This is a genomic window from Streptococcus suis (assembly GCF_002960425.1).
Classification (GTDB): domain Bacteria; phylum Bacillota; class Bacilli; order Lactobacillales; family Streptococcaceae; genus Streptococcus; species Streptococcus suis_S.
This window is the reverse complement of record NZ_POIZ01000032.1, coordinates 45,855-65,712: the sequence shown is the minus strand read 5'-3', so window position 1 is coordinate 65,712 and position 19,858 is coordinate 45,855. Positions and strand designations below refer to the sequence as shown.

Genomic DNA, 19,858 nt, shown 5'->3' with positions numbered 1-19,858 from the left:
AACAGACTAGGCTTCGCAGATGCAGCTAGAACTCTGTTCCTTTTATATTTCAAGGGAACAGGCTGAAAAGAGCCACTGGATCTTTTCACTCATCAAATCAAGTCAACAACATCTAATTTTGATTGTCGAAGAGTATAAATAGATTATCTTGAGAAATCAGTATATAGTGGAATCCGAATGGAATAGGGTAGGGCATATGTAGGTTGCATATGCTCGTTCTGCCTAGCGAATGTTTTTTCATGGAGTAAGAAGATGGTTGTCTGTTTCTCAGGCACCATCTTTTCTATTGCCAGTTCCGTTTGTAGTTGATGATTGCTAATTCATGTTTGTTGGGTATAATAGAAATAGACTATACTAGTGGAGGATTGGATATGCTTATCAAACCAATGGAAACTGAAAATGAAATCCAGGGCAAGGCTTATGTTCATTGGAAGGCTTGGCAGGAGGCCTATGCTGGTTTGTTACCGCAGGATTTTCTGCAAAAGACCTACACCTTGGAGCGGTGCCAAGATTGGGCTGCTCGCTATCCGCAAAATATCTTGGTAGCTCTGGTAGATGACCGGGTTGTTGGTTTTGTTTGCTACGGTGCAAGCAGCCAGGCGGACTTGTCGCAAGCTGGTGAGATATACGCTCTTTATGTTTTGGCGGATTTCTATGGACAAAAGATTGGTTATCAGCTCATGCAGGCGGCTTTGGAAAAATTGCAGAGCTACAAACAGATTTCCCTCTGGGTCTTGGAGGGGAATGCGCGTGCGATTGCCTTTTATGAAAAGGTTGGCTTTCGCTTTGATGGTCTTGAAAAGACCGTCAAACTAGGGGAAGATCGAAGAGAATATAGGATGCTTTTAGATTTAGCGGACAAAAAAATTATAAATATAATATAACAAATATTGAATACACCTTTTTCTTATGCTATAATGAGCCTGAGACAAGGAGGATTCTTATGATTTTACTAACCAACCATCGCTTGAGAGTTGAAATCGCTGAACCTGGCGAGCGACCAAATGATACTTTTCGCTTTGACCGTGCGGGCTTTATTTCAGATGTGACCTTGGATGGAGATACGCATTTTGGTGCCAATGAACCCATGAACTTGCGGCATCTATCTTCTGGGGGAAGAGGGCTCTGCTGTGAGTTTTCTGGGGATTTTGCTGCTGGTGTCCAGATTGGCGACTACTTTCCAAAATTGGGTGTTGGCTTGATCAAGCAAGATAGTGATCTGGGCTACCAATTTGCCCATAAGTACGAGGAGGTCATTCCTTACCCTGTTACCTATAGCCATACGGAAACCTCTGCTACATTTTTCACAGAAGCTGTCCCTTGCATGGGCATTGCTGCAGAGGTTGAGAAGACCATTCGGATTGAGGACAATAGTCTTATCTTAGAAGCGACTATTACCAATGTGGGTGAAAAGGCGTTTGAAACAGAAGAATACTGTCATAATTTCCTCAGCATTGATGGCATGGCAATCTCGCCTGATTATCGTTTGGACTTGCCAGATATGAATGACCTAGGTCATGAACGTCTTGAAGGTTTTGGTGGCTATGACCACAACAACTTTATAGCGGACGGCAAGACCATTGCTTTTGAAAAATGCGAGACCGACGTTTCGCTCAGTGTTCTTAGCACGGACAAGGCAAGCCTTGGTGAGACCTTTACCTGGAAACTCAGCCATAAGGGAGCGCAAGCGAGTGTCACTGGGATTGACCATGTCAAACCGACCAGCCTGCTCCTCTGGGCGACAGACCACATCGTCAGTCCAGAAATCATCCAGACCATCAAACTCCTACCAGGCCAAAGCCATAGCTGGTCGCGCCGCTGGATTTTCGAAGCCAACCCTCGTTGGTAAGAACAAGTCAAGGCTAGTCTACCTTGGCTTTTTCTGATAGAATAGATTGATGAGTTTTCATTTTGAAGCTAAAGCTGACTGGTTGTGTGGGAAAGTAGACCAGTTGATTGCTTATTTCAGTGTGAAATGGATAGAAAGGAAATATGATGGCTAGAAAAGAAACGGTTACCTTGACCAATATGTGTTTGATTGAAGATAAGGATGGGAATGTCGTCGTGCAAATTCGGGACCCTGAACGCTATCGTTGGTCAGGTGTTGCCTTTCCTGGTGGGCATGTTGAAGAAGGTGAGAATTTTTATGACTCGGTTGTTCGGGAAGTTGAGGAAGAAACTGGTCTGGTCATCACAAATGCTCATCTGGTTGGTATCAAGCATTGGCCTGACAAGGAAGGACATCGCTATCTGGTCTTTCTCTATAAGGCGACGGAGTTTACTGGAACCCTCCAATCAACTGAAGAGGGCGAGGTGCGTTGGGTCAAGAAAACAGACTTACCGCAGATGGATTTAGCCTATGATTTGCTAGAAATCCTAAAGGTTATGGATGACCCAGATTTATCTGAGTTCTTTTATACTCGAAAAAATGATGATGGAGCGTGGGATAAGAATTTTAGGTAGGATTGCTTCATTTTTTAATTATTTGTAAAAATATTTACAATCTTGTTGTTCTATATCAAGATATTTTTATAAAATATTTCGCATATTTTTAGAAATGAGGGATATAATGGGCGTAGATAATCTTGAGCTGCTTCTTATAGCATCTGTATTTGCTTTTTTGTTTTACATAATAAACTATTTAATGGATTTTTGGAAACATTTTATTATCTAAAATGCTTATAGTACATAGATTATCCATTAGTCATATGTTCCCTATATTTTTATTTAAATAGTATTAGCTTAATGATTATTTTTTTTGAATAAAAAAATATAAATTTCGCATAAAAATACAAAATACATATTGACAACTGTATAAAATTACTTTATACTAGACATATCTTTTGAAAAGAGGGAGAAAATATGGGGAAAATCGCTTTCAAAGCCCGATGATTTTTTAGAAGAAATGACATCGTTTTAATAAAAAAATAAAAGAAATAAGAGGATACATACATGAAAAAACTACTTACACTAGCTGCTACCCTGTTGGCAGGATTTACATTGGCAGCTTGTTCATCAACCAGCTCTTCATCAAGCCAATCAACACTTGAAAAAATCAAGGAAAAAGGAACCTTGGTTGTTGCGACCAGTCCTGACTATGCACCATTTGAATTCCAAACACTTGTAGATGGAAAAAATGAAGTGGTTGGTGCTGACATTATGCTAGCACAGAAAATTGCAGATGAATTAGGTGTGAAACTTGAAGTGTCATCAATGAGTTTTGACAACGTTTTGAACAGTGTTCAATCTGGCAAGGCTGACATTGCCATCGCAGGGCTATCTTACTCTGAAGAACGTGCCAAAGTCTTTGACTTCTCTGAAAGTTATTACCAAATTGCCGATGTCCTACTCGTTAAGAAAGAGAATGCTGAAACTATTTCAAGTATTGACGCATTAGCAGGTAAATCATTGGCAGTTCAAAAAGGGTCAACTCAAGAAACCTATGCCAAAGAAAAAATGGCAGATGCAAAAATTGTTTCCTTGACACAAATGGGGGAAGCAGTTAATGAATTGAAGACGGGTAAAGTAGAAGCAGTCTTGATGGATTCTCCAGTTGCAGCAGGCTATGTTTCACAAAACAGCGACCTTGCCATTGCAGCAGTGGAATTTCCAACTATTGACGAGAACTCAAAAGTTATCGCCCTTCCAAAAGGAAGCACAGAACTAAAAACCGAAATTGACAAGGTCATCGCTCAAGTAAAAGCAAGTGGCGAATTTGATACCTTCCTTGAAAAAGCAGCAACCTATACAGCAGTTGAATAAATGAGACGAACAACCATCGGAAACGGTGGTTGTTTTTGCATGTAAAAAAGAATGAAGCTCAATACTTCATTCTTATAGGTAATTATTTCACCCGCTCCAGATAAAAACTAGTCAAACGTGGAACTGTAATTCTAGCTCCGTTTTCATCTGGGTAGAGGCTAAATGTTTCCATTGGAAGGACATTTGATGAGAAGACAAGTTTGTACTCGCTATCCGCTGGCAAATCCAGGTGGACATCAAACAATTCCTGATCATTAAAATTATGGATGGTCAAGATTTCCTGGTCATCACTCATACGTGAAAAGGCATAGAGACTAGCTTCGCTATCAATTTTCACCCACTTAAATCCCTTGTCGTAGGCCTGGTAATCATACTTCCAAAATGCATCGTGCTCACGATAGAAAGTAGACAAAGTCTTCATCATTTGGTAGAAACTAGAGTGGGTTGGATAGGTAAGCAACTCCCAATCCATTTCAGTGTATTCATGCCATTCACGGATGTGGCCCCATTCATTGCCCATGAAGAGTAATTTCTTACCTGGATGGGCAAAGTAGAAGCTGTAGTAGACACGCGCCAAATGGAACTTATCTTCGTAATCTCCATTCATTTTATCAATGATGGAATGCTTTCCATGGACAACCTCGTCATGAGATAAGGGCAAGAGGAATTGCTCATTTTGGTTGTAATACATACCAAAGGTAATTTCATTTGAATGGTATTTACGATAGACAGACGGACGTTCGACAAACTTGAGCGTATCGTTCATCCAGCCCAAATCCCATTTCATATCGAAACCAATACCACCTTCTTCTAGGGGATGGGTTACTTTAGGGAAACTTGACGAATCTTCCGCAATCATCAAGACACCCTTATAGTCTGTATGAACCATGGCATTGACACGTTTGATAAAATCAATCGCTCCGTGGTTGATTTTGTCATCTTCTGTTTCACCACGCCAATAGAGAAGATAAGATAAGGCGTCCACTCGAATACCGTCGAAATGGAAGTATTCCAACCAATACTTAAGATTGGATAGAAGGAAGGAACGTGTCAAGCCTTTACCAAGGTCAAAGTTGGCTGTTCCCCACTGGTGATTTTCACGGTCCTGTTCATGAGGGTATTCATACAACCAACTACCATCAAATTGATAGAGACCATGAGCATCCTTACAGAAATGAAGTGGGACCCAGTCCAGAATGACCCCAATCCCAGCCTGGTGACATTGGTCAACTAGGTATTTGAGATCATCAGGCTTGCCGTAGCGGCTGGTAGGGCTGTAATAACCAGTTACCTGATAGCCCCAAGAAGCATCCAGGGGATGTTCGGTGATGGGCAAGAGCTCAATATGGGTGTAATTATTTTCTTTGACGTGCTCAATGAGAAGCGGTGTAATTTCCTTGTAACTATTGAAGGCCTCAAGTGGTGCACCGCCTTCGTTTTTATTAGCAAATTTTTGCTTCCAAGAACCAAGGTGGACTTCGTAGATAGAAACAGGTTGCTCCTTAAAGTCATAGTTGACACGATGATACATCCAGACATCGTCTTTAAACTTGTAACGAGGATTGTAGGTTGTCGACGCAGTATTTGGACGCACTTGACTGAAAAAGGCATAAGGATCAGCCTTATAAATTTCACGACCATCATGGGTGATGATGAGGTACTTGTAATCTTCAAGTGATTTTAAGCCTTCTACATAAAGTTGAAAAACACCATCAATTTCCCATTGCATTGGATGGCTACGTTGCCAGTCGTTAAAGTTTCCAACTAGATAAACCTCACGGGCATTTGGAGCGTAGACACGGAATTGAGTGCCAAGGATCTTATTGCGCTCCTTTATCAAATGAGCCCCCATTTTCTCGTAGAGAGTGGTGTGCTCACCGGAATTCATATAGTATAAATCTAAATCAGTAAATTCTGTCATAGCAATCTCCTTGTTGAAAAGGAGTGGACCCTGGTCGCACTCCTCTTCAGTTTGTTGTCAAATCTTATCTAGCTGCTAATTTCACGATAGAGCCAGATGTATTTTTCAGCAGAAGCAGTCCAGCTGAAATCGCGTCCCATTGCTTGTTTCACCATAGCGTACCAGTCTTCCGGACGGTCGTAGTAGGTTTGGAGGGCCAAATCATAGACCTGACGCATATTGTAGGCATCACGACCACCGAATGTAAATCCAGTACCTTCTTTGCTGTCAATATGATACGGTGTCACTGTATCCACCAATCCACCTGTTTCACGAACCAATGGAAGTGTTCCATAGTGCATCGAAATCAACTGGCTGATACCACATGGTTCAAACATAGATGGCATGAGGAAGAGGTCACTTGCCGCATAAATCTGATGAGCAAGCGGTTCATTATAGCCACGGTAGAAGGCGAATTTTTCAGGATAAGCGTGTTTGAAATGGTTAAAGGCATTTTCAACATCTGCTTCACCATTGCCCAAGATGACAAATTGTACATGGGCTTGAAGAAGATGGCTGAGAACCTCTGTCAAGAGATAGAAACCTTTCTGCCAAGTCAAGCGGGAAACGATACCAATCATTAAAACGTGTTCGTCTTGTGGAAGGCCGAACTGTGCCTGCAAAGCCAATTTATTGGCTTTCTTATCTCCGATTGTTTCAAGACCGTAGTTCTTCACTAGATAATGGTCTGTCTGACTGTCCCAGCTATCGTAGTCGATACCGTTAACAATACCAACCAAATCATGCTTGCGAAGCTCTAGGACGTGTTGCATATTTTCACCGAATTCTTCGGTCAAAATTTCACGCGCATAGGTATCTGAAACGGTTGTTACCTTGTCAGCATACAAAATTCCCAATTTCATAAAGGAAATGCATTCGTCATGGAAACGAGCAATCCCATCTAAGTAGTAGCTGTAGTCCATTCCCAGAGCAGACCAAAGGGCTTGTTTATGGAAAATGCCTTGGAAAGCCAGGTTGTGAATGGTGAAGACATGCTTGATAGCACGGAATTCGTCACGGTAGCTATAGAAAGTACGGCAGAGGAATGGAAGTGCAGCAGTATGCCAGTCATGTGTATGAATGACATCTGGGAAGAAATCCAAGGCTTCCAATAGACGACAGGTTGCATGCTGGAAATAACCGAAACGCATAGCATCATCGTCATAGCCATACAGTTCATCACGTTCAAAGAAGTCACGGTGTTCAATGAAATAGAAGGTAACACCATCGATTACTTGGCTGTAAACATTAGCCATGGACTGAATGTCGCCTGCACGAACATCAAAACTGGACACATAGTCAAAATCAGCATGGTTATTGATAGCAATTTTCTTATAGAGTGGTAGAACCACACGGACATCCAACCCCTGTTTTACCAATTCTTTTGGCAAGGATCCGATAACATCGGCCAAACCACCAGTCTTGATGAATGGAAGTCCTTCAGATGCAACAAAGAGAACAGATTTTCTTGTCATGATTTCTCCTAGATGATTTGATGTGCTTTAATGTAGGCTGGATTTGATTCACTACCTTTGATATCAGTAGAATGAATAATCTTAGTCGATTTATCAATGATGGCATTTTCAACAGTCGTACCATTTTTAATTGTTACACCATTGAGAATGATTGAGTTTTTAACAACGACACCTTCTTCAATAATCACATCACGGTCAATAACGGAGTTTTCTACTTGACCATTGATATTTGCACCGTTGGCAATCAAACTGCGTTTTACTTCAGCCAGTGGACCATAAAGAGAAGGAGAAGAGTCGCTAGTTTGTGTATGGATTGGCCAGTCGTTTTTGAAAAGAAGTTTACGTGTGTCACGGTCAATCAAATCAATCTGAGTTTTGAAATAAGATTCTACGTTATTGATACAAGCAACGAAGTCACGATGTGCATAGCCCATGATCTTGTATTGATCCACTGTATCGCGAAGAATATCTTTCAACCAGTAGAGTGATGAAACCTTGTTAGCACGCTTGATCAACTCGATAAAGGTCGTGCGTTTCATGATGTAGGCTTCTAGTGAAACAGGACGGTTCTTATACTTACCATGGTTTTCTTCGAAGGCTACAACACGCTTGTTATCATCAAATTTCAAGGTTTGGCAACCGATGAAGTTTTCTTTGGCATCGGTGATATTCTTATAAAGAACGGTAATATCAGCACCCGTTTTCTCATGTTCTTCCATGACATTTGTAAAGTCTTGGCTGTAGATGAAGTAAGAAGGTGCAATCAAGACATATTCTTTGGTTGAATTTTCAATAAAATGAAGGTTGTCAGAAAAAGCATTGATATCATGTTGGTAAACTGAGTTCGGGTCTGTTACACTATTGAGCAGGCGAAGAGAACCGCGTTTACTGTTGATATTGTAGTGTTTACCAGTACCAACGTGTTGGATGGTTGAACGCATATGAACAGGCATGTAGACTTGGAACTCTGTAATCCCTGAGTTTGACATATTTGATAGAACGAAGTCAATCAGTCTGTAGCGTCCCAAAAAACCAAAGGCTTGTACGCCACGATGTTCCATGACATCACCAAAATGTACATTGTTTCCTTCAATATTTACAATTCCTAGAGTATTTCTTAGCATAGCAGTCCTTTCTTACTTGGTTACATTCTTATCAATCAAGAGGATATTATCAGCGTCACCAGAGAGTTTGGTTCCATCCGCAATCTTAACATTTTCAGCAACGATGACATAGTCTAGCTCAACTCCCTCACCGATGATGGCACCAGGAAGAAGGACAGAATTTTTAACCACAGCATCCTTGTTCACTTGTACATCAGTTGAAATGACAGAGTGTTCTACGTAGCCATCAATGACAGCTCCTTTGTCGATATAAGCTGATTTAACAGTTGCAGTTGAGCCAATCACTTGAGCTGGAGAGCCCTTGTCCTCTGAGTAAATTCTCCACGAACGGTCAGAAAGGTCCAAGTCACCAGCATGGTCAATCAAGTCCATGTTTGATTCCCAAAGGCTGTTAACAGTACCAACGTCCTTCCAGTAGCCACGGAATGGATGAGCGATAAGAGTACGACCATCTTCCAAGTATTTCGGAATGATATCATGACCGAAATCATGTGAAGAAGTTTCAGATTTATCATCTTCTTGGAGATATTTTTTCAAGGTCTTCCAAGTGAAGATATAAATACCCATGGATGCCAAGTTGCTCTTAGGATTTGCTGGTTTTTCTTCAAATTCTTCGATACGGTAATCTTCATCGGTATTCATGATACCAAAGCGTGATGCCTCTTTGATTGGCACTTCAATAACGGCAATAGTAGCGTCTGCTTTCTTCTGGATATGGGTATCAAGGAGTTTGTCATAGTTCATCTTGTAGATGTGGTCACCTGACAAGATCAAGACATATTCAGGATCGTTCAAATCAATGAAATCGATGTTTTGTGTAATAGCATCAGCAGTACCTTTGTACAGACCAAAGCCTTCAATCTTCTCACTTGGAGGAAGGACAAAGACACCAGAACCTTGAACATCCAAGCCCCAACGTTGTGATTGGGCAACGTAAGAGTTCAACAGTACAGGTTCATACTGGGTCAAAACGCCGACAATGTCGATACCTGAGTTGGCACAGTTACTGAGAGGGAAATCGATAATACGATATTTTCCTCCAAATGCGACTGCTGGTTTGGCGACTTTCTTTGTCAAACCTTCTAGACGTGTTCCACGTCCACCAGCAAGAATCATAGCTAACATTTTATTTTGAGCCATCTAACCACTCCTTAAAATATATTATACATGGATTATATCACATAAATAAAAAAAATGAAAGCGTTTCCTTAAAGAAAATAGAATTATTTCATTTTTTCTTTCAAGTGCTTTCATAAATATAGTATAACATATCGTTTTGTGTATGTCTATATAAGAATAGATTTATTTTTTACCAAATTTAACTTCTTCTAATAAGTAATTGATAAATTTTTCTCCCATATCTGAGAGCATGGATTTTTCGTGTTGGATATAGACCAATTCAATCTCGTCATCAAATTCTAGGGGAATAGATACGATGTTATCACCATTGAGATTGGAATTCAGAATACCTGTAGCAATAGTATAGCCATCCAGACCAATCAAGAGATTGAAGAGGGTGGCACGGTCGGATACGACAATGGATTTCTTATGGTGCTCCTGAGCTAAAATTTCCTCAGCAAAGTAGAAGGAGTTGTGGATACCTTGCTCATAGCTAAGATAAGGAAATTCTACTAAATCATCAAGAGTAATGGAGTCTTTTTTGGCAAGTGGATTGGTCTTGCTGACGAATACGTGTGGTTTGGCAGTAAATAGATGGGTATAAGATAGACGATTATCGTCCAAGAGTTTTAGCAAAACATCACGGTTGAAATGGTTGAGGAAGAGGACACCGATTTCTGAACGGAAATTTTTTACGTCATCGATGATTTCCCATGTCCGTGTTTCCCGTAAAAATAGTTCGTAATCTTCTAGGTCTGTTTCTTTCAAAAGGGATACGAAGGCGTTGACCACAAAGGCATAGTGTTGTGATGATACACTAAACAGCTGTCGCTTGGCATTCGGGTTTTTATAGCGATCTTCCAACAGTTCAGTTTGTTCTACAATCTGACGAGCATAAGAAAGAAATTCCATACCATCTTTTGTCAAAGTAATTCCTTTGGAATTGCGTAGAAAAATCTTGATATCCATCTCTTTTTCCAAGTCACGTACAGCGTTGGAAAGGCTGGGTTGGGTGATGAAGAGTTGCTTGGCAGCTTCGTTCATGCTACCAGTTTCTGCGATTTTGATAATATAGTATAATTGTTGAATTCTCATATTTCTATTGTATCATGATTTGACAAATTATTCTAAAAAATGTATAATGCTGAAAATATATCCTTTAACTGAGTCCAGAGAGGCGAAGAAGGGAACGTGATAAATAGGGCAGATACTGCCTTCTTTTCGTGTAACCTTGCTAGCCAGCAAGGTTTTTTCTCTATATCGACTTTCTTGTTTTCTGTGTTTCATAGAATAGGAGAAAAGATGATTTTAAAAGAACAGATGTTGCTTGTTGACCAAGTCCAGCTTGCTCCAGGTATTTTTGCCATGACTTTGCAGGGTGAGATGGTTCAGGATATGAAAATGGGTCAGTTTATCCATATTCGTGTTCCTGATGATTCCATGCTCCTGCGAAGACCGATTTCCATTTCGGAGATTGATAAAGCTAAATCGCACTGTCGGATTATTTACCGAGTGGAAGGTCAGGGGACAGAAGTCTTTTCAAAAATGCCAAATGGTCACTATTTGGATGTCATGGGACCGCTTGGGAAAGGGTTTGAAGTAGGCTTTCTCAAGGAAGGAGACCACATTCTCATCATTGGTGGAGGTATCGGAGTTCCTCCTTTAGTTGAGGTTGCAAAACAGGCTGCGGAACGTGGTGTCAAGGTCACGTCAGTCATTGGCTTTGCCACCAAGGAGGCTGTCATTTTGGAAGAAGAATTGGCACTCTACGGCCAAGTCCATGTCACAACGGATGATGGCTCCTATGGGCAGAAAGGCACGGTCGCACGTGTGGTGGAAGAGCTGACAGATGAGTTTGCGGCTATCTACTCATGTGGGGCACCTGCTATGATGGACTATGTTGACCAACGCTTTCAGGACCATCCTCACGCCTACATCTCCCTTGAAGCTCGCATGGCTTGTGGCACGGGAGCATGCTACGCCTGTGTGGTCAAACCTAAAGAGGGCCAGGAGCATGAAAACAAGCGTGTCTGTAAAGAAGGACCAGTCTTTGCGACAGGTAGCTTGATTTTGTAGGAGGTTGATATGACAAAACGATTAGCGATTTCCCTGCCTGGTTTGGACTTGAAAAATCCCATCATTCCAGCCTCTGGCTGCTTCGGTTTTGGTCAGGAGTATGCGGACTACTATGACCTTAACCAACTTGGTTCCATTATGATTAAGGCGACTACTCGGCATCCCCGTTATGGCAATGCGACTCCCCGTGTGGCCGAAACGCCAGCAGGTATGCTCAATGCCATTGGACTTCAAAATCCAGGTGTTGATGCCGTCTTATCCGAAAAATTACCCTGGCTAGCGCAGCATTTTCCAGACCTGCCAATCATTGCCAATGTAGCAGGCTTTTCCAATGAAGAATATGCCTATGTGTCAGGGAAAATTTCAAAGGCGCCAAACGTAAAAGCTATTGAGCTGAACATTTCCTGTCCCAATGTGGACCATGGCAATAATGGTCTTTTAATTGGGCAGGTACCGGAATTGGCTTACCAGGCTGTAAAAGCAGCAGTCGCAGCTTCATCTGTACCTGTTTATGTTAAGCTGACACCAAGTGTGGCAGACATCACCCTCTTGGCCAAGGCTGCAGAGGATGCAGGAGCCTCTGGTTTGACTATGATAAACACCTTGGTTGGAATGCGATTCAATCTCAAAACACGCCAGCCAATCTTAGCAAATGGCACAGGCGGTATGTCAGGTCCAGCGGTCTTTCCAGTTGCACTCAAGCTCATCCGTCAGGTTGCGCAGTCGACTAATCTACCGATTATCGGAATGGGAGGTGTGGATTCGGCTGACAAGGCTCTTGAAATGATGATTGCAGGGGCCTCAGCAATTGGTGTTGGTACTGCCAATTTTACAGACCCCTTTGCCTGTCCAAAGATTATTGAAGACTTACCAAAACGCATGGATGTCTATGGTATTGACACCTTAGAAAACCTACGCCAAGAAGTTCGAGAGAACTTGGGTAAGCGTTGACAAAAATAAAATAAAAGAGTATTATTGAAGTAACATCGTCCTTTAACCAAGTCCAGAGAGGCTGGAAAGGTAGCATAAACTAGCTTGACAATTTACTGGTCAGGCTGATTTCGTCTACCTCCCTGTCCAATCTGGCAGGGTTTTTGTGTCGATTTGGAAAGGAAGCTATGAAAGAGAATCGTCCAATTATTGCCTTAGATTTTGCAGGAAGAGAAGAAGTTGAAGCTTTCCTATACGAGTTTCCAGCTCAGGAAAAGCTCTATTTGAAGGTAGGAATGGAACTCTACTATGCGGAAGGTCCAAGCATTATTTCTTATCTGAAAGATTGCGGACACAGCATTTTCCTAGATTTAAAATTGCACGACATTCCAAATACCGTTGAGTCTGCTATGAGGGTCTTGGCCAAGCTGGGTGTGGATATGACCAACGTCCACGCAGCAGGCGGAGTGGAAATGATGCAGGCTGCTCGCAGAGGATTGGGGTCGGATGCTATCTTGATTGCTGTTACACAGTTGACGTCAACTTCCGAAGAGGAAATGCGCAGTGACCAAAATATCCAGACTAGCTTGCAGGATGCGGTTGTCCACTATGCCCAAAAGGCTGCCCAAGCAGGTCTGGATGGTGTCGTCTGCTCTGCCCATGAAGTCTCACTCATTAAAGGTACGACCAGTTCTGACTTTGTTTGTCTGACACCAGGAATTCGTCCAGCAGGTGGCGAGGTCGGCGATCAAAAACGGGTGATGACACCAGCTGAGGCAGCCCTTATCGGTAGTGACTATATCGTGGTCGGTCGTCCAATTACTAGAGCAGAAAATCCTTACCAGGCCTATCTGGCTATTAAGGAGGAATGGAATTGTGAATAAGGTTTATCAGGTTCTAATTGATAGACCTATAGGGTTTATTGATAAATTTGGCAACCAGTACCCCATCAATTACGGCTATGTTCCAAATCTATTGGCTGGAGATGATGAAGAACAGGATGTTTACATCATTTCCAAAGATGTTCAGCAACCTTTGACATCTTTCGAGGGAAAATTGGTCGCAATTGTCCATCGAAGAGACGATGTCGAGGATAAATGGGTACTGACAGGTCTGGATGAAAAACTGAACGTGACAGAAATAAAAGAGAAAACCAATTTTATTGAACAGTATTTTGATTCATGGATTGAAATGGTGGACTAGAAATTTGAACATTAAAACAACACTTTAGGAATAGCTTGGCTATCCGGCGGGATGGTCATGTAGAGAAGGCACGCATTTAAAAGGAGGTCTATTATGACATTAGCAACAGAAATCGCATCACACTTATTGGATATTAAGGCAGTTCATCTGCGTCCAGAAAAGCCATTTACATGGGCATCAGGCATCAAATCACCTATTTATACAGACAACCGAATTACCTTGTCATATCCAGAAACTCGGAACCTGATTGAAGACGGCTTTGTTCAGCGTATTGAAGAAGAATTTCCAGAAGTAGAAGTCATTGCAGGGACTGCGACTGCGGGTATTCCTCACGGTGCCATCATTGCAGACCGAATGAACTTGCCATTTGCCTATATCCGTAGCAAACCAAAAGAACATGGTGTTGGCAATCAGTTGGAAGGCCGCATTGTCAAAGGACAAAAAATGGTGGTCATTGAAGACTTGATTTCTACAGGTGGTTCGGTCTTGGATGCGGTTGCAGCTGCTGAGCGTGAAGGCGCAGATGTGATCGGTGTGGTGGCTATTTTCACTTACGAATTACCAAAAGCAGAACGTAATTTTGATAATGCTGGTGTCAAATTGGTAACGCTCAGCAATTATTCCGAACTCATCAAAGTAGCCAAAGTTCAAGGCTATATAAATGCTGATGGCTTGACCTTGCTGAAAAAATTCCGTCAAAACCAAGAAACCTGGCAGGAAGACTAGGAAATAATGTTCAGTGCACGATTTCTGGGAACTTATCCTGTAAAATGGTATAATGGTGTTCATAAGTTTGTAGCTTACAATAATTGACTGTATGAGGAGAATGAATATGATTTCAGTTATCGTGCCTTGTTATAATGAAGAAGAGGCAATTCCCTATTTTTACGAGGCGATGGAAAAAGTCCGTAAGAAAATGGGGGAACCATTTGAATATATTTTTGTTAATGATGGCTCCAAGGATGGAACCTTAAAGGTCCTGCGTCAGTTGGCTGGTCAAGACCAAGCCGTTCGCTACCTATCATTTTCAAGAAATTTTGGAAAGGAAGCAGCCCTTTATGCTGGTTTGCAGGCCGCTACAGGCGACTTGGTTACTGTTATGGACGTTGACTTACAAGACCCACCTGAAATGCTGATAGAAATGAAGGCAATGTTGGATGCCAATGCAGATTTAGACTGTGTTGGAACCCGTCGTGTCAGCCGTGATGGTGAACCTCCAATCCGAAGCTTTTTTGCAAAATTATTCTATAAATTGATGAATAAAATCAGTCAAGTCGAGGTGGTAGACGGTGCCCGTGATTTTCGTCTCATGCGACGTCACATGGTGGATGCTATTTTGTCTGTTTCAGAATACAATCGTTTTTCAAAAGGTATTTTTGCCTGGGTAGGTTTTGAAACGGAATACCTGCCCTACAAAAATGTGGAGCGAGTGGCTGGTGAAACCAGTTGGTCATTCTGGAAGTTGCTATCTTATTCTATTGAAGGGATTATCAATTTTTCTGATACACCGCTCAATATTGCCTCCTATACAGGATTTTTCACTTTCTTACTGTCTTTGGTCTTGATGGTGTTCGTTGTATTTAAAACTTTGGTATTTGGTGATCCAACAATCGGCTGGCCATCAACTATCTGTATCATCCTGTTTTTGGGTGGCTTGCAGTTGATGACCATTGGTATTCTAGGTAAATATTTGGCAAAAGTCTTCTTGGAAACCAAGAAACGCCCTGTTTATATTGTCAAAGAAAAAAGTTCAAACTAGGAGTTGTGTATGGAACATTCAGCCTGGCATGAATTGATTAAGGCTCAGTTGCCAGAACATTATTTTGGTAAGATCAATCAATTTTTGGACCATGTTTATGCTGGTGGAACAGTTTATCCACCTCGGGAGAAGGTATTTGCTGCCATTCAGACAACGGCATTAGAAAATGTCAAGGTGGTTATTTTGGGGCAAGATCCCTATCACGGACCTGGTCAGGCCCAGGGCTTGTCCTTCTCTGTACCCAATTCGGTGCCCGCTCCGCCATCTCTCCAAAATATCCTAAAGGAATTGTCGGATGATATCGGGGTCAAACAGGACCACGATTTGACAGCCTGGGCAGAGCAAGGGGTACTTCTACTCAACGCCTGCTTGACGGTGCCAGCCGGACAGGCCAATGGTCATGCGGGGCAAATCTGGGAGCCGTTTACCGATGCTATCATCAAGGTGGTCAATGACTTGGAGCAGCCTGTGGTCTTTATTCTTTGGGGTGCTTATGCCCGCAAGAAAAAAGCCTTGATTACCAATCCAAACCATCTGGTTATCGAATCAGCTCATCCAAGCCCGCTTTCAGCCTACCGAGGATTTTTTGGAAGTAAACCTTTCTCACAAGCAAATGCTTATTTGACTTCAAAAGGATGCACGGAAATTGATTGGCTCCGTTAGTTGAGGTGTCTGATAAAGGAGAATTTGAATGTTATTAGTTAAAAATGGTCGTGTCCTTGATCCGCAATCTGGACTAGATAGAGTCTGCGATGTCTTGATTGATGAGAAAAAAATCGTCAAAATTGCTGACTCAATTACGGAAGATGTGGAGCAGGTCATTGATGCGACAGGCTTGGTGGTTGCCCCAGGCTTGGTCGATGTTCATGTGCATTTCCGCGAACCTGGTCAGACCCACAAGGAAGATATCCATACTGGAGCTCTTTCGGCAGCAGCTGGTGGCTTTACTTCTGTGGTCATGATGGCCAATACCGCTCCGACCATTTCGACTGTCGAAACCCTGAAGGAAGTCTTGGAATCTGCCCAAAAAGAAGCCATTCACATTTACAGCGTGGCAACTATTACCAATCAATTCGACGGGCAAAACCTGACCGATTTCCCAGCCTTGCTAGAAGCTGGAGCGGTGGCCTTTTCGGACGACGGTATTCCTTTGACAAATGCTGGCGTGGTTAGACAGGCTATGAAATTAGCCAAGGAACATGACTGTCTCATCAGTCTGCATGAAGAAGACCCTGATTTGAATGGTATTTTGGGGCTCAACGAGCAAGTGGCAGCAAAACATTTCCATGTCTGTGGTGCGACTGGCGTAGCAGAATACAGCATGGTGGCCCGTGATGTCATGATTGCCTATGAAACGGGTGCGCGTGTTCATATCCAGCATTTATCCAAGGCTGAATCTGTAAAGGTCGTTGAATTTGCTCAAGATCTAGGAGCAAATGTCTCAGCAGAAGTAGCACCGCAACATTTTTCACGGACAGAAGATTTACTGCTAACAAAAGGTGCCGATGCCAAGATGAATCCGCCGTTACGCTTGGAAAGTGATCGCTTAGCAGTGATTGACGGATTGAAATCTGGCATAATCTCTGTTATAGCGACGGATCATGCCCCTCACCATGCCGATGAGAAAAATGTAGAGGACGTCACTCAAGCACCGTCAGGAATGACAGGTTTAGAAACATCGCTTTCACTGGGTCTGACTCACTTGGTAGAAGATAGGCACCTAAGCCTCTTGCAACTGCTGGAGAAGATGACCATTAACCCTGCCAAGCTCTACGGACTTGATGCTGGTTATCTTGCCGAAAATGGACCTGCAGATTTGGTCATTTTTGATCCGACTGCAGACCGTACGGTCACTGCCGATTTTGCTTCTAAATCAGCTAATTCACCATTTATCGGAGATAGCTTGAAAGGGAAGGTTTATTACACAATCTCAGATGGACAGATTGTTTTTAATCAATAAAATGTGAGCGGGTTAGGGAACTAATTCGCTTTTATCGAACCTTTTTCCTGTAAAAACGATTTCAATATTCTTATTTATTTGAAAAAAGTGTATAATAGTCTTGTGAATTACGCACAAGAAAGGTTTGTTTATGAAAAAGAAAGATTTCTTATTACCAGTGTTGTCTACTCTCTTGTTGTCTCCATTCGTATTGGCACAACAGGTACAGGCTGCTGAAACGACACCATCAAGCACGACGGCAGGTACCGCAGCTACCAGTCAAGAAGTAGCTCCAAGTACTCAAGCGACTGCAGAACAGGCTAGCACACCTGCTACAGGGGCTGTAGAAACAGCAACAGACACTGCAACTGCTGAAACAACTGCAGTAACTGAGCCAGTTGAAACAGTTGAAGCAGTCATCATCCACACCAATGATGTGCATGGTCGTATTCTTGAAGATACACGTTCTGGCGTTATCGGTGATGCCAAGGCTGCCGCTATTATTGAAGAAGAGCGTGCAAAGGTTGAAAATACCATCGTTGTAGATGCTGGTGATGCCTTCCAAGGGTTGCCAATTTCAAACTCTACTAAGGGTGAAGATCGTGCCAATATCATGAACCAAGTTGGTTATGATGCCATGGCAGTTGGTAACCATGAATTTGACTTTGGCATGGACCAGGCGATTAAGTATAAAGAAACCTTGAATTTTCCTCTTTTGAGTGCCAATACTTATGTTGACGGTGCTCGTGTCTTTGAGGCATCAACAATCGTAGATAAAACTCCAACTGTGGTTGGTGATGAGTTCGTTGTTATCGGTGTTACAACGCCTGAAACAGCCACCAAAACCCACCCTAAAAACGTTGAAGGCGTTACTTTTGCTGACCCAATCACTGAAGTCAATAAAGTTGTTGACGAGGTAGAAGCGCGTGCCTTGGCTGACAACCGTGTGTACAACAACTACATCATCCTTGCTCACTTGGGTGTTGATACAACAACTCCTGTCGAATGGAGAGGGTCTACCTTGGCACAGGCTCTTTCTGAAAACAGCAAATTGGCTGGTAAACGTGTCATTGTGATTGACGGGCATTCTCATACAGTTGAGTCAACAACCTATGGCAACAACGTTACCTACAACCAAACCGGTTCATACTTGAACAACATTGGTAAGGTCACCTTGAAATCTAACCAGTTGCTAGCTGAAGCAGGCCTTATTTCTGCTGCGGATGCCAAAACTGTTACTCCAAATGCCAAAATCGAAGCACTTGTTGCTGAAATCAAAGCCAAGTACGAAGCTGAAAATGCTCAAGTTGTTATTGCCAACAATCCAGTTGAATTGAATGGTGAACGTTCAAATGTACGTGTTCGCGAAACCAACTTGGGTAATGCGGTGACAGATGCGATTTATGCCTATGGTCAAACAGGTTTCTCAAACAAAACAAGCCTTGCTGTGACCAATGGAGGAGGTCTTCGCGCCACTATCGCTAAAGACCAGCCTGTTACAAAAGGCGACATTATTGCTGTCTTGCCATTTGGTAATATTGTTTCTCAAATCACTGTGACTGGTCAGCAGATTGCTGATATGTTTGCCAAGTCTTTATCTGCCACCTTGCAAGCAGATAAGGAAACAGGCGCTCCAGTATTGGATGAAAATGGACGTCCGCTTTTGGAGGCAAGTGGTGGCTTCCTACACATTTCTGGTGCTAAAGTATTTTATGATACTAGTTTGCCAGCTGAAAAGCGTGTTCTCTTAATTGGAATTTTCAATCCTGAAACAGGTCTATATGAAGACTTGGATTCAACGAAAACTTATTATTTAGCTACTAATGACTTCTTGGCAGCAGGCGGTGATGGCTATACTATGCTTGGTGGTGCCCGTGAAGAGGGGCCTTCAATGGATAGCGTATTTGCAGATTATTTGAAGGTTACTAATTTATCGGTTTATGAAGAGGTAAATCCAAATTCACGTTTGGTTTCTGTGGACTCAACCTTGGATACAGATAAAGATAAATATTTGGATTTTGTTGAAGTGTATCATTCAACAAACCCTAATGATTCCTTATCCTATCCTGGGAAAGTGCTCGTATCAGATTGGCCATTTATTTCAGAAAATCCGATTTCTGTTACAATTAAAGATTTACCAAATGCAGCCCAAACAGGTCAACAAGGAGCGGATGTAGCTACCTCGGTTAACCAGGTGGAGGTGCCTCAGCTGGTTATTCCTTCTACTAATCAAAGCCAGGATACAACTGCTATCTTGGAGCAACCCCAGCCAGGATTGGGACAGACTGTAGAGATAGCGGTTGTAAATTCTGCATCGGATTCCACACCAGTTGTCAAACCTGTCTTGGCAACTCCGACCCCAGCTGCTAAGGAAAAAACAGCTACTAGCTCAGCAGCGAGCCTGCCAAATACCGGTGATCAATCAAGTCTGGCTCTTAGCTTGATTGGGCTTGGTCTTGCTGGTCTTGCAGTGACCGTTCGTCGTCGCAAAACAAACTAATCATATGACAG

Annotated in this window: 18 protein-coding genes; 13 read left to right on the top strand and 5 right to left on the bottom strand. The window is 42.4% G+C overall.

The genetic code is table 11. From position 1 onward, the window contains the following. Nucleotides 1–371 precede the first annotated feature (371 nt). The 4 genes from C1G57_RS03815 (at nt 372) to C1G57_RS03800 (ending at nt 3,762) form a co-directional block, all read left to right on the top strand. Nucleotides 372–884, top strand: coding sequence for a GNAT family N-acetyltransferase (locus tag C1G57_RS03815; RefSeq protein ID WP_161941100.1), 513 nt, complete (start codon nt 372–374; stop codon nt 882–884). Nucleotides 885–943: 59 nt separating this feature from the next. After that, nucleotides 944–1,849, top strand: coding sequence for a hypothetical protein (locus C1G57_RS03810; protein ID WP_105113812.1), 906 nt, complete (start codon nt 944–946; stop codon nt 1,847–1,849). 146 nt (nt 1,850–1,995) lie between these two features. Next, nucleotides 1,996–2,463: an 8-oxo-dGTP diphosphatase gene (locus tag C1G57_RS03805; protein ID WP_105113811.1), complete on the top strand. Its 468-nt coding sequence runs from the start codon at nt 1,996–1,998 to the stop codon at nt 2,461–2,463. Between the two features lie 489 nt (nt 2,464–2,952). After that, nucleotides 2,953–3,762, top strand: coding sequence for a transporter substrate-binding domain-containing protein (locus tag C1G57_RS03800; RefSeq protein ID WP_105113810.1), 810 nt, complete (start codon nt 2,953–2,955; stop codon nt 3,760–3,762). 82 nt (nt 3,763–3,844) lie between these two features. Here the strand turns inward: C1G57_RS03800 and glgB are convergent, their stop codons facing one another. The 5 genes from glgB to C1G57_RS03775 all read right to left on the bottom strand — a co-directional run bounded on the left by glgB (nt 3,845) and on the right by C1G57_RS03775 (nt 10,535). Then, entirely contained in the window at nt 3,845–5,683 is a 1,839-nt protein-coding gene (glgB, locus tag C1G57_RS03795) for a 1,4-alpha-glucan branching protein GlgB (RefSeq protein WP_105113809.1), read from the bottom strand. 68 nt (nt 5,684–5,751) lie between these two features. Beyond that, entirely contained in the window at nt 5,752–7,197 is a 1,446-nt protein-coding gene (locus C1G57_RS03790; protein ID WP_105113808.1) for a glycogen synthase, read from the bottom strand. A gap of 8 nt (nt 7,198–7,205) precedes the next feature. Continuing rightward, nucleotides 7,206–8,321: a glucose-1-phosphate adenylyltransferase subunit GlgD gene (gene glgD, locus C1G57_RS03785; RefSeq protein WP_105113807.1), complete on the bottom strand. Its 1,116-nt coding sequence runs from the start codon at nt 8,319–8,321 to the stop codon at nt 7,206–7,208. Between the two features lie 12 nt (nt 8,322–8,333). Next, a complete protein-coding gene (locus tag C1G57_RS03780; protein ID WP_105113806.1) occupies nt 8,334–9,461 on the bottom strand; it encodes a glucose-1-phosphate adenylyltransferase in 1,128 nt (375 codons plus the stop codon). Nucleotides 9,462–9,623: 162 nt separating this feature from the next. Then, entirely contained in the window at nt 9,624–10,535 is a 912-nt protein-coding gene (locus C1G57_RS03775) for a LysR family transcriptional regulator (protein ID WP_105113805.1), read from the bottom strand. Nucleotides 10,536–10,718: 183 nt separating this feature from the next. On the opposite strand from C1G57_RS03775, the gene C1G57_RS03770 reads away from it, so the two are divergent. The 9 genes from C1G57_RS03770 (at nt 10,719) to nt5e (ending at nt 19,847) form a co-directional block, all read left to right on the top strand. Continuing rightward, a complete protein-coding gene (locus C1G57_RS03770; RefSeq protein WP_269088238.1) occupies nt 10,719–11,516 on the top strand; it encodes a dihydroorotate dehydrogenase electron transfer subunit in 798 nt (265 codons plus the stop codon). Between the two features lie 9 nt (nt 11,517–11,525). Next, nucleotides 11,526–12,467, top strand: coding sequence for a dihydroorotate dehydrogenase (locus C1G57_RS03765; RefSeq protein WP_105113803.1), 942 nt, complete (start codon nt 11,526–11,528; stop codon nt 12,465–12,467). Between the two features lie 167 nt (nt 12,468–12,634). Continuing rightward, the gene (gene pyrF, locus C1G57_RS03760) at nt 12,635–13,330 is read left to right on the top strand and encodes an orotidine-5'-phosphate decarboxylase (protein ID WP_105113802.1); all 696 of its coding nucleotides are present in this window, start codon (nt 12,635–12,637) and stop codon (nt 13,328–13,330) included. Then, nucleotides 13,323–13,649, top strand: coding sequence for an inorganic diphosphatase (locus C1G57_RS03755; RefSeq protein ID WP_105113801.1), 327 nt, complete (start codon nt 13,323–13,325; stop codon nt 13,647–13,649). The genes pyrF and C1G57_RS03755 overlap by 8 nt, the downstream gene beginning before the upstream one ends. A gap of 93 nt (nt 13,650–13,742) precedes the next feature. Further along, nucleotides 13,743–14,375: an orotate phosphoribosyltransferase gene (pyrE, locus tag C1G57_RS03750; protein WP_105113800.1), complete on the top strand. Its 633-nt coding sequence runs from the start codon at nt 13,743–13,745 to the stop codon at nt 14,373–14,375. A gap of 106 nt (nt 14,376–14,481) precedes the next feature. Next, nucleotides 14,482–15,408, top strand: a complete 927-nt coding sequence (locus C1G57_RS03745; RefSeq protein WP_105113799.1) for a glycosyltransferase family 2 protein — start codon at nt 14,482–14,484, stop codon at nt 15,406–15,408. A 9-nt stretch (nt 15,409–15,417) separates the two neighbouring features. Then, nucleotides 15,418–16,071: a uracil-DNA glycosylase gene (locus C1G57_RS03740; RefSeq protein WP_105113798.1), complete on the top strand. Its 654-nt coding sequence runs from the start codon at nt 15,418–15,420 to the stop codon at nt 16,069–16,071. A 28-nt stretch (nt 16,072–16,099) separates the two neighbouring features. Beyond that, nucleotides 16,100–17,368, top strand: coding sequence for a dihydroorotase (locus C1G57_RS03735; protein ID WP_105113797.1), 1,269 nt, complete (start codon nt 16,100–16,102; stop codon nt 17,366–17,368). A 130-nt stretch (nt 17,369–17,498) separates the two neighbouring features. Beyond that, a complete protein-coding gene (gene nt5e / locus C1G57_RS03730; RefSeq protein ID WP_105113796.1) occupies nt 17,499–19,847 on the top strand; it encodes a cell surface ecto-5'-nucleotidase Nt5e in 2,349 nt (782 codons plus the stop codon). The last annotated feature ends 11 nt before the right edge of the window (nt 19,848–19,858 follow it).

Bases quoted from the DNA above. Each gene is read 5' to 3' on its own strand.
- C1G57_RS03815 (WP_161941100.1), top strand. From the start codon at position 372: ATGCTTATCAAACCAATGGAAACTGAAAATGAAATCCAGGGCAAGGCT.
- C1G57_RS03810 (WP_105113812.1), top strand. From the start codon at position 944: ATGATTTTACTAACCAACCATCGCTTGAGAGTTGAAATCGCTGAACCT.
- C1G57_RS03805 (WP_105113811.1), top strand. From the start codon at position 1,996: ATGGCTAGAAAAGAAACGGTTACCTTGACCAATATGTGTTTGATTGAA.
- C1G57_RS03800 (WP_105113810.1), top strand. From the start codon at position 2,953: ATGAAAAAACTACTTACACTAGCTGCTACCCTGTTGGCAGGATTTACA.
- glgB (WP_105113809.1), bottom strand. From the start codon at position 5,683: ATGACAGAATTTACTGATTTAGATTTATACTATATGAATTCCGGTGAG.
- C1G57_RS03790 (WP_105113808.1), bottom strand. From the start codon at position 7,197: ATGACAAGAAAATCTGTTCTCTTTGTTGCATCTGAAGGACTTCCATTC.
- glgD (WP_105113807.1), bottom strand. From the start codon at position 8,321: ATGCTAAGAAATACTCTAGGAATTGTAAATATTGAAGGAAACAATGTA.
- C1G57_RS03780 (WP_105113806.1), bottom strand. From the start codon at position 9,461: ATGGCTCAAAATAAAATGTTAGCTATGATTCTTGCTGGTGGACGTGGA.
- C1G57_RS03775 (WP_105113805.1), bottom strand. From the start codon at position 10,535: ATGAGAATTCAACAATTATACTATATTATCAAAATCGCAGAAACTGGT.
- C1G57_RS03765 (WP_105113803.1), top strand. From the start codon at position 11,526: ATGACAAAACGATTAGCGATTTCCCTGCCTGGTTTGGACTTGAAAAAT.
- pyrF (WP_105113802.1), top strand. From the start codon at position 12,635: ATGAAAGAGAATCGTCCAATTATTGCCTTAGATTTTGCAGGAAGAGAA.
- pyrE (WP_105113800.1), top strand. From the start codon at position 13,743: ATGACATTAGCAACAGAAATCGCATCACACTTATTGGATATTAAGGCA.
- C1G57_RS03745 (WP_105113799.1), top strand. From the start codon at position 14,482: ATGATTTCAGTTATCGTGCCTTGTTATAATGAAGAAGAGGCAATTCCC.
- C1G57_RS03740 (WP_105113798.1), top strand. From the start codon at position 15,418: ATGGAACATTCAGCCTGGCATGAATTGATTAAGGCTCAGTTGCCAGAA.
- C1G57_RS03735 (WP_105113797.1), top strand. From the start codon at position 16,100: ATGTTATTAGTTAAAAATGGTCGTGTCCTTGATCCGCAATCTGGACTA.
- nt5e (WP_105113796.1), top strand. From the start codon at position 17,499: ATGAAAAAGAAAGATTTCTTATTACCAGTGTTGTCTACTCTCTTGTTG.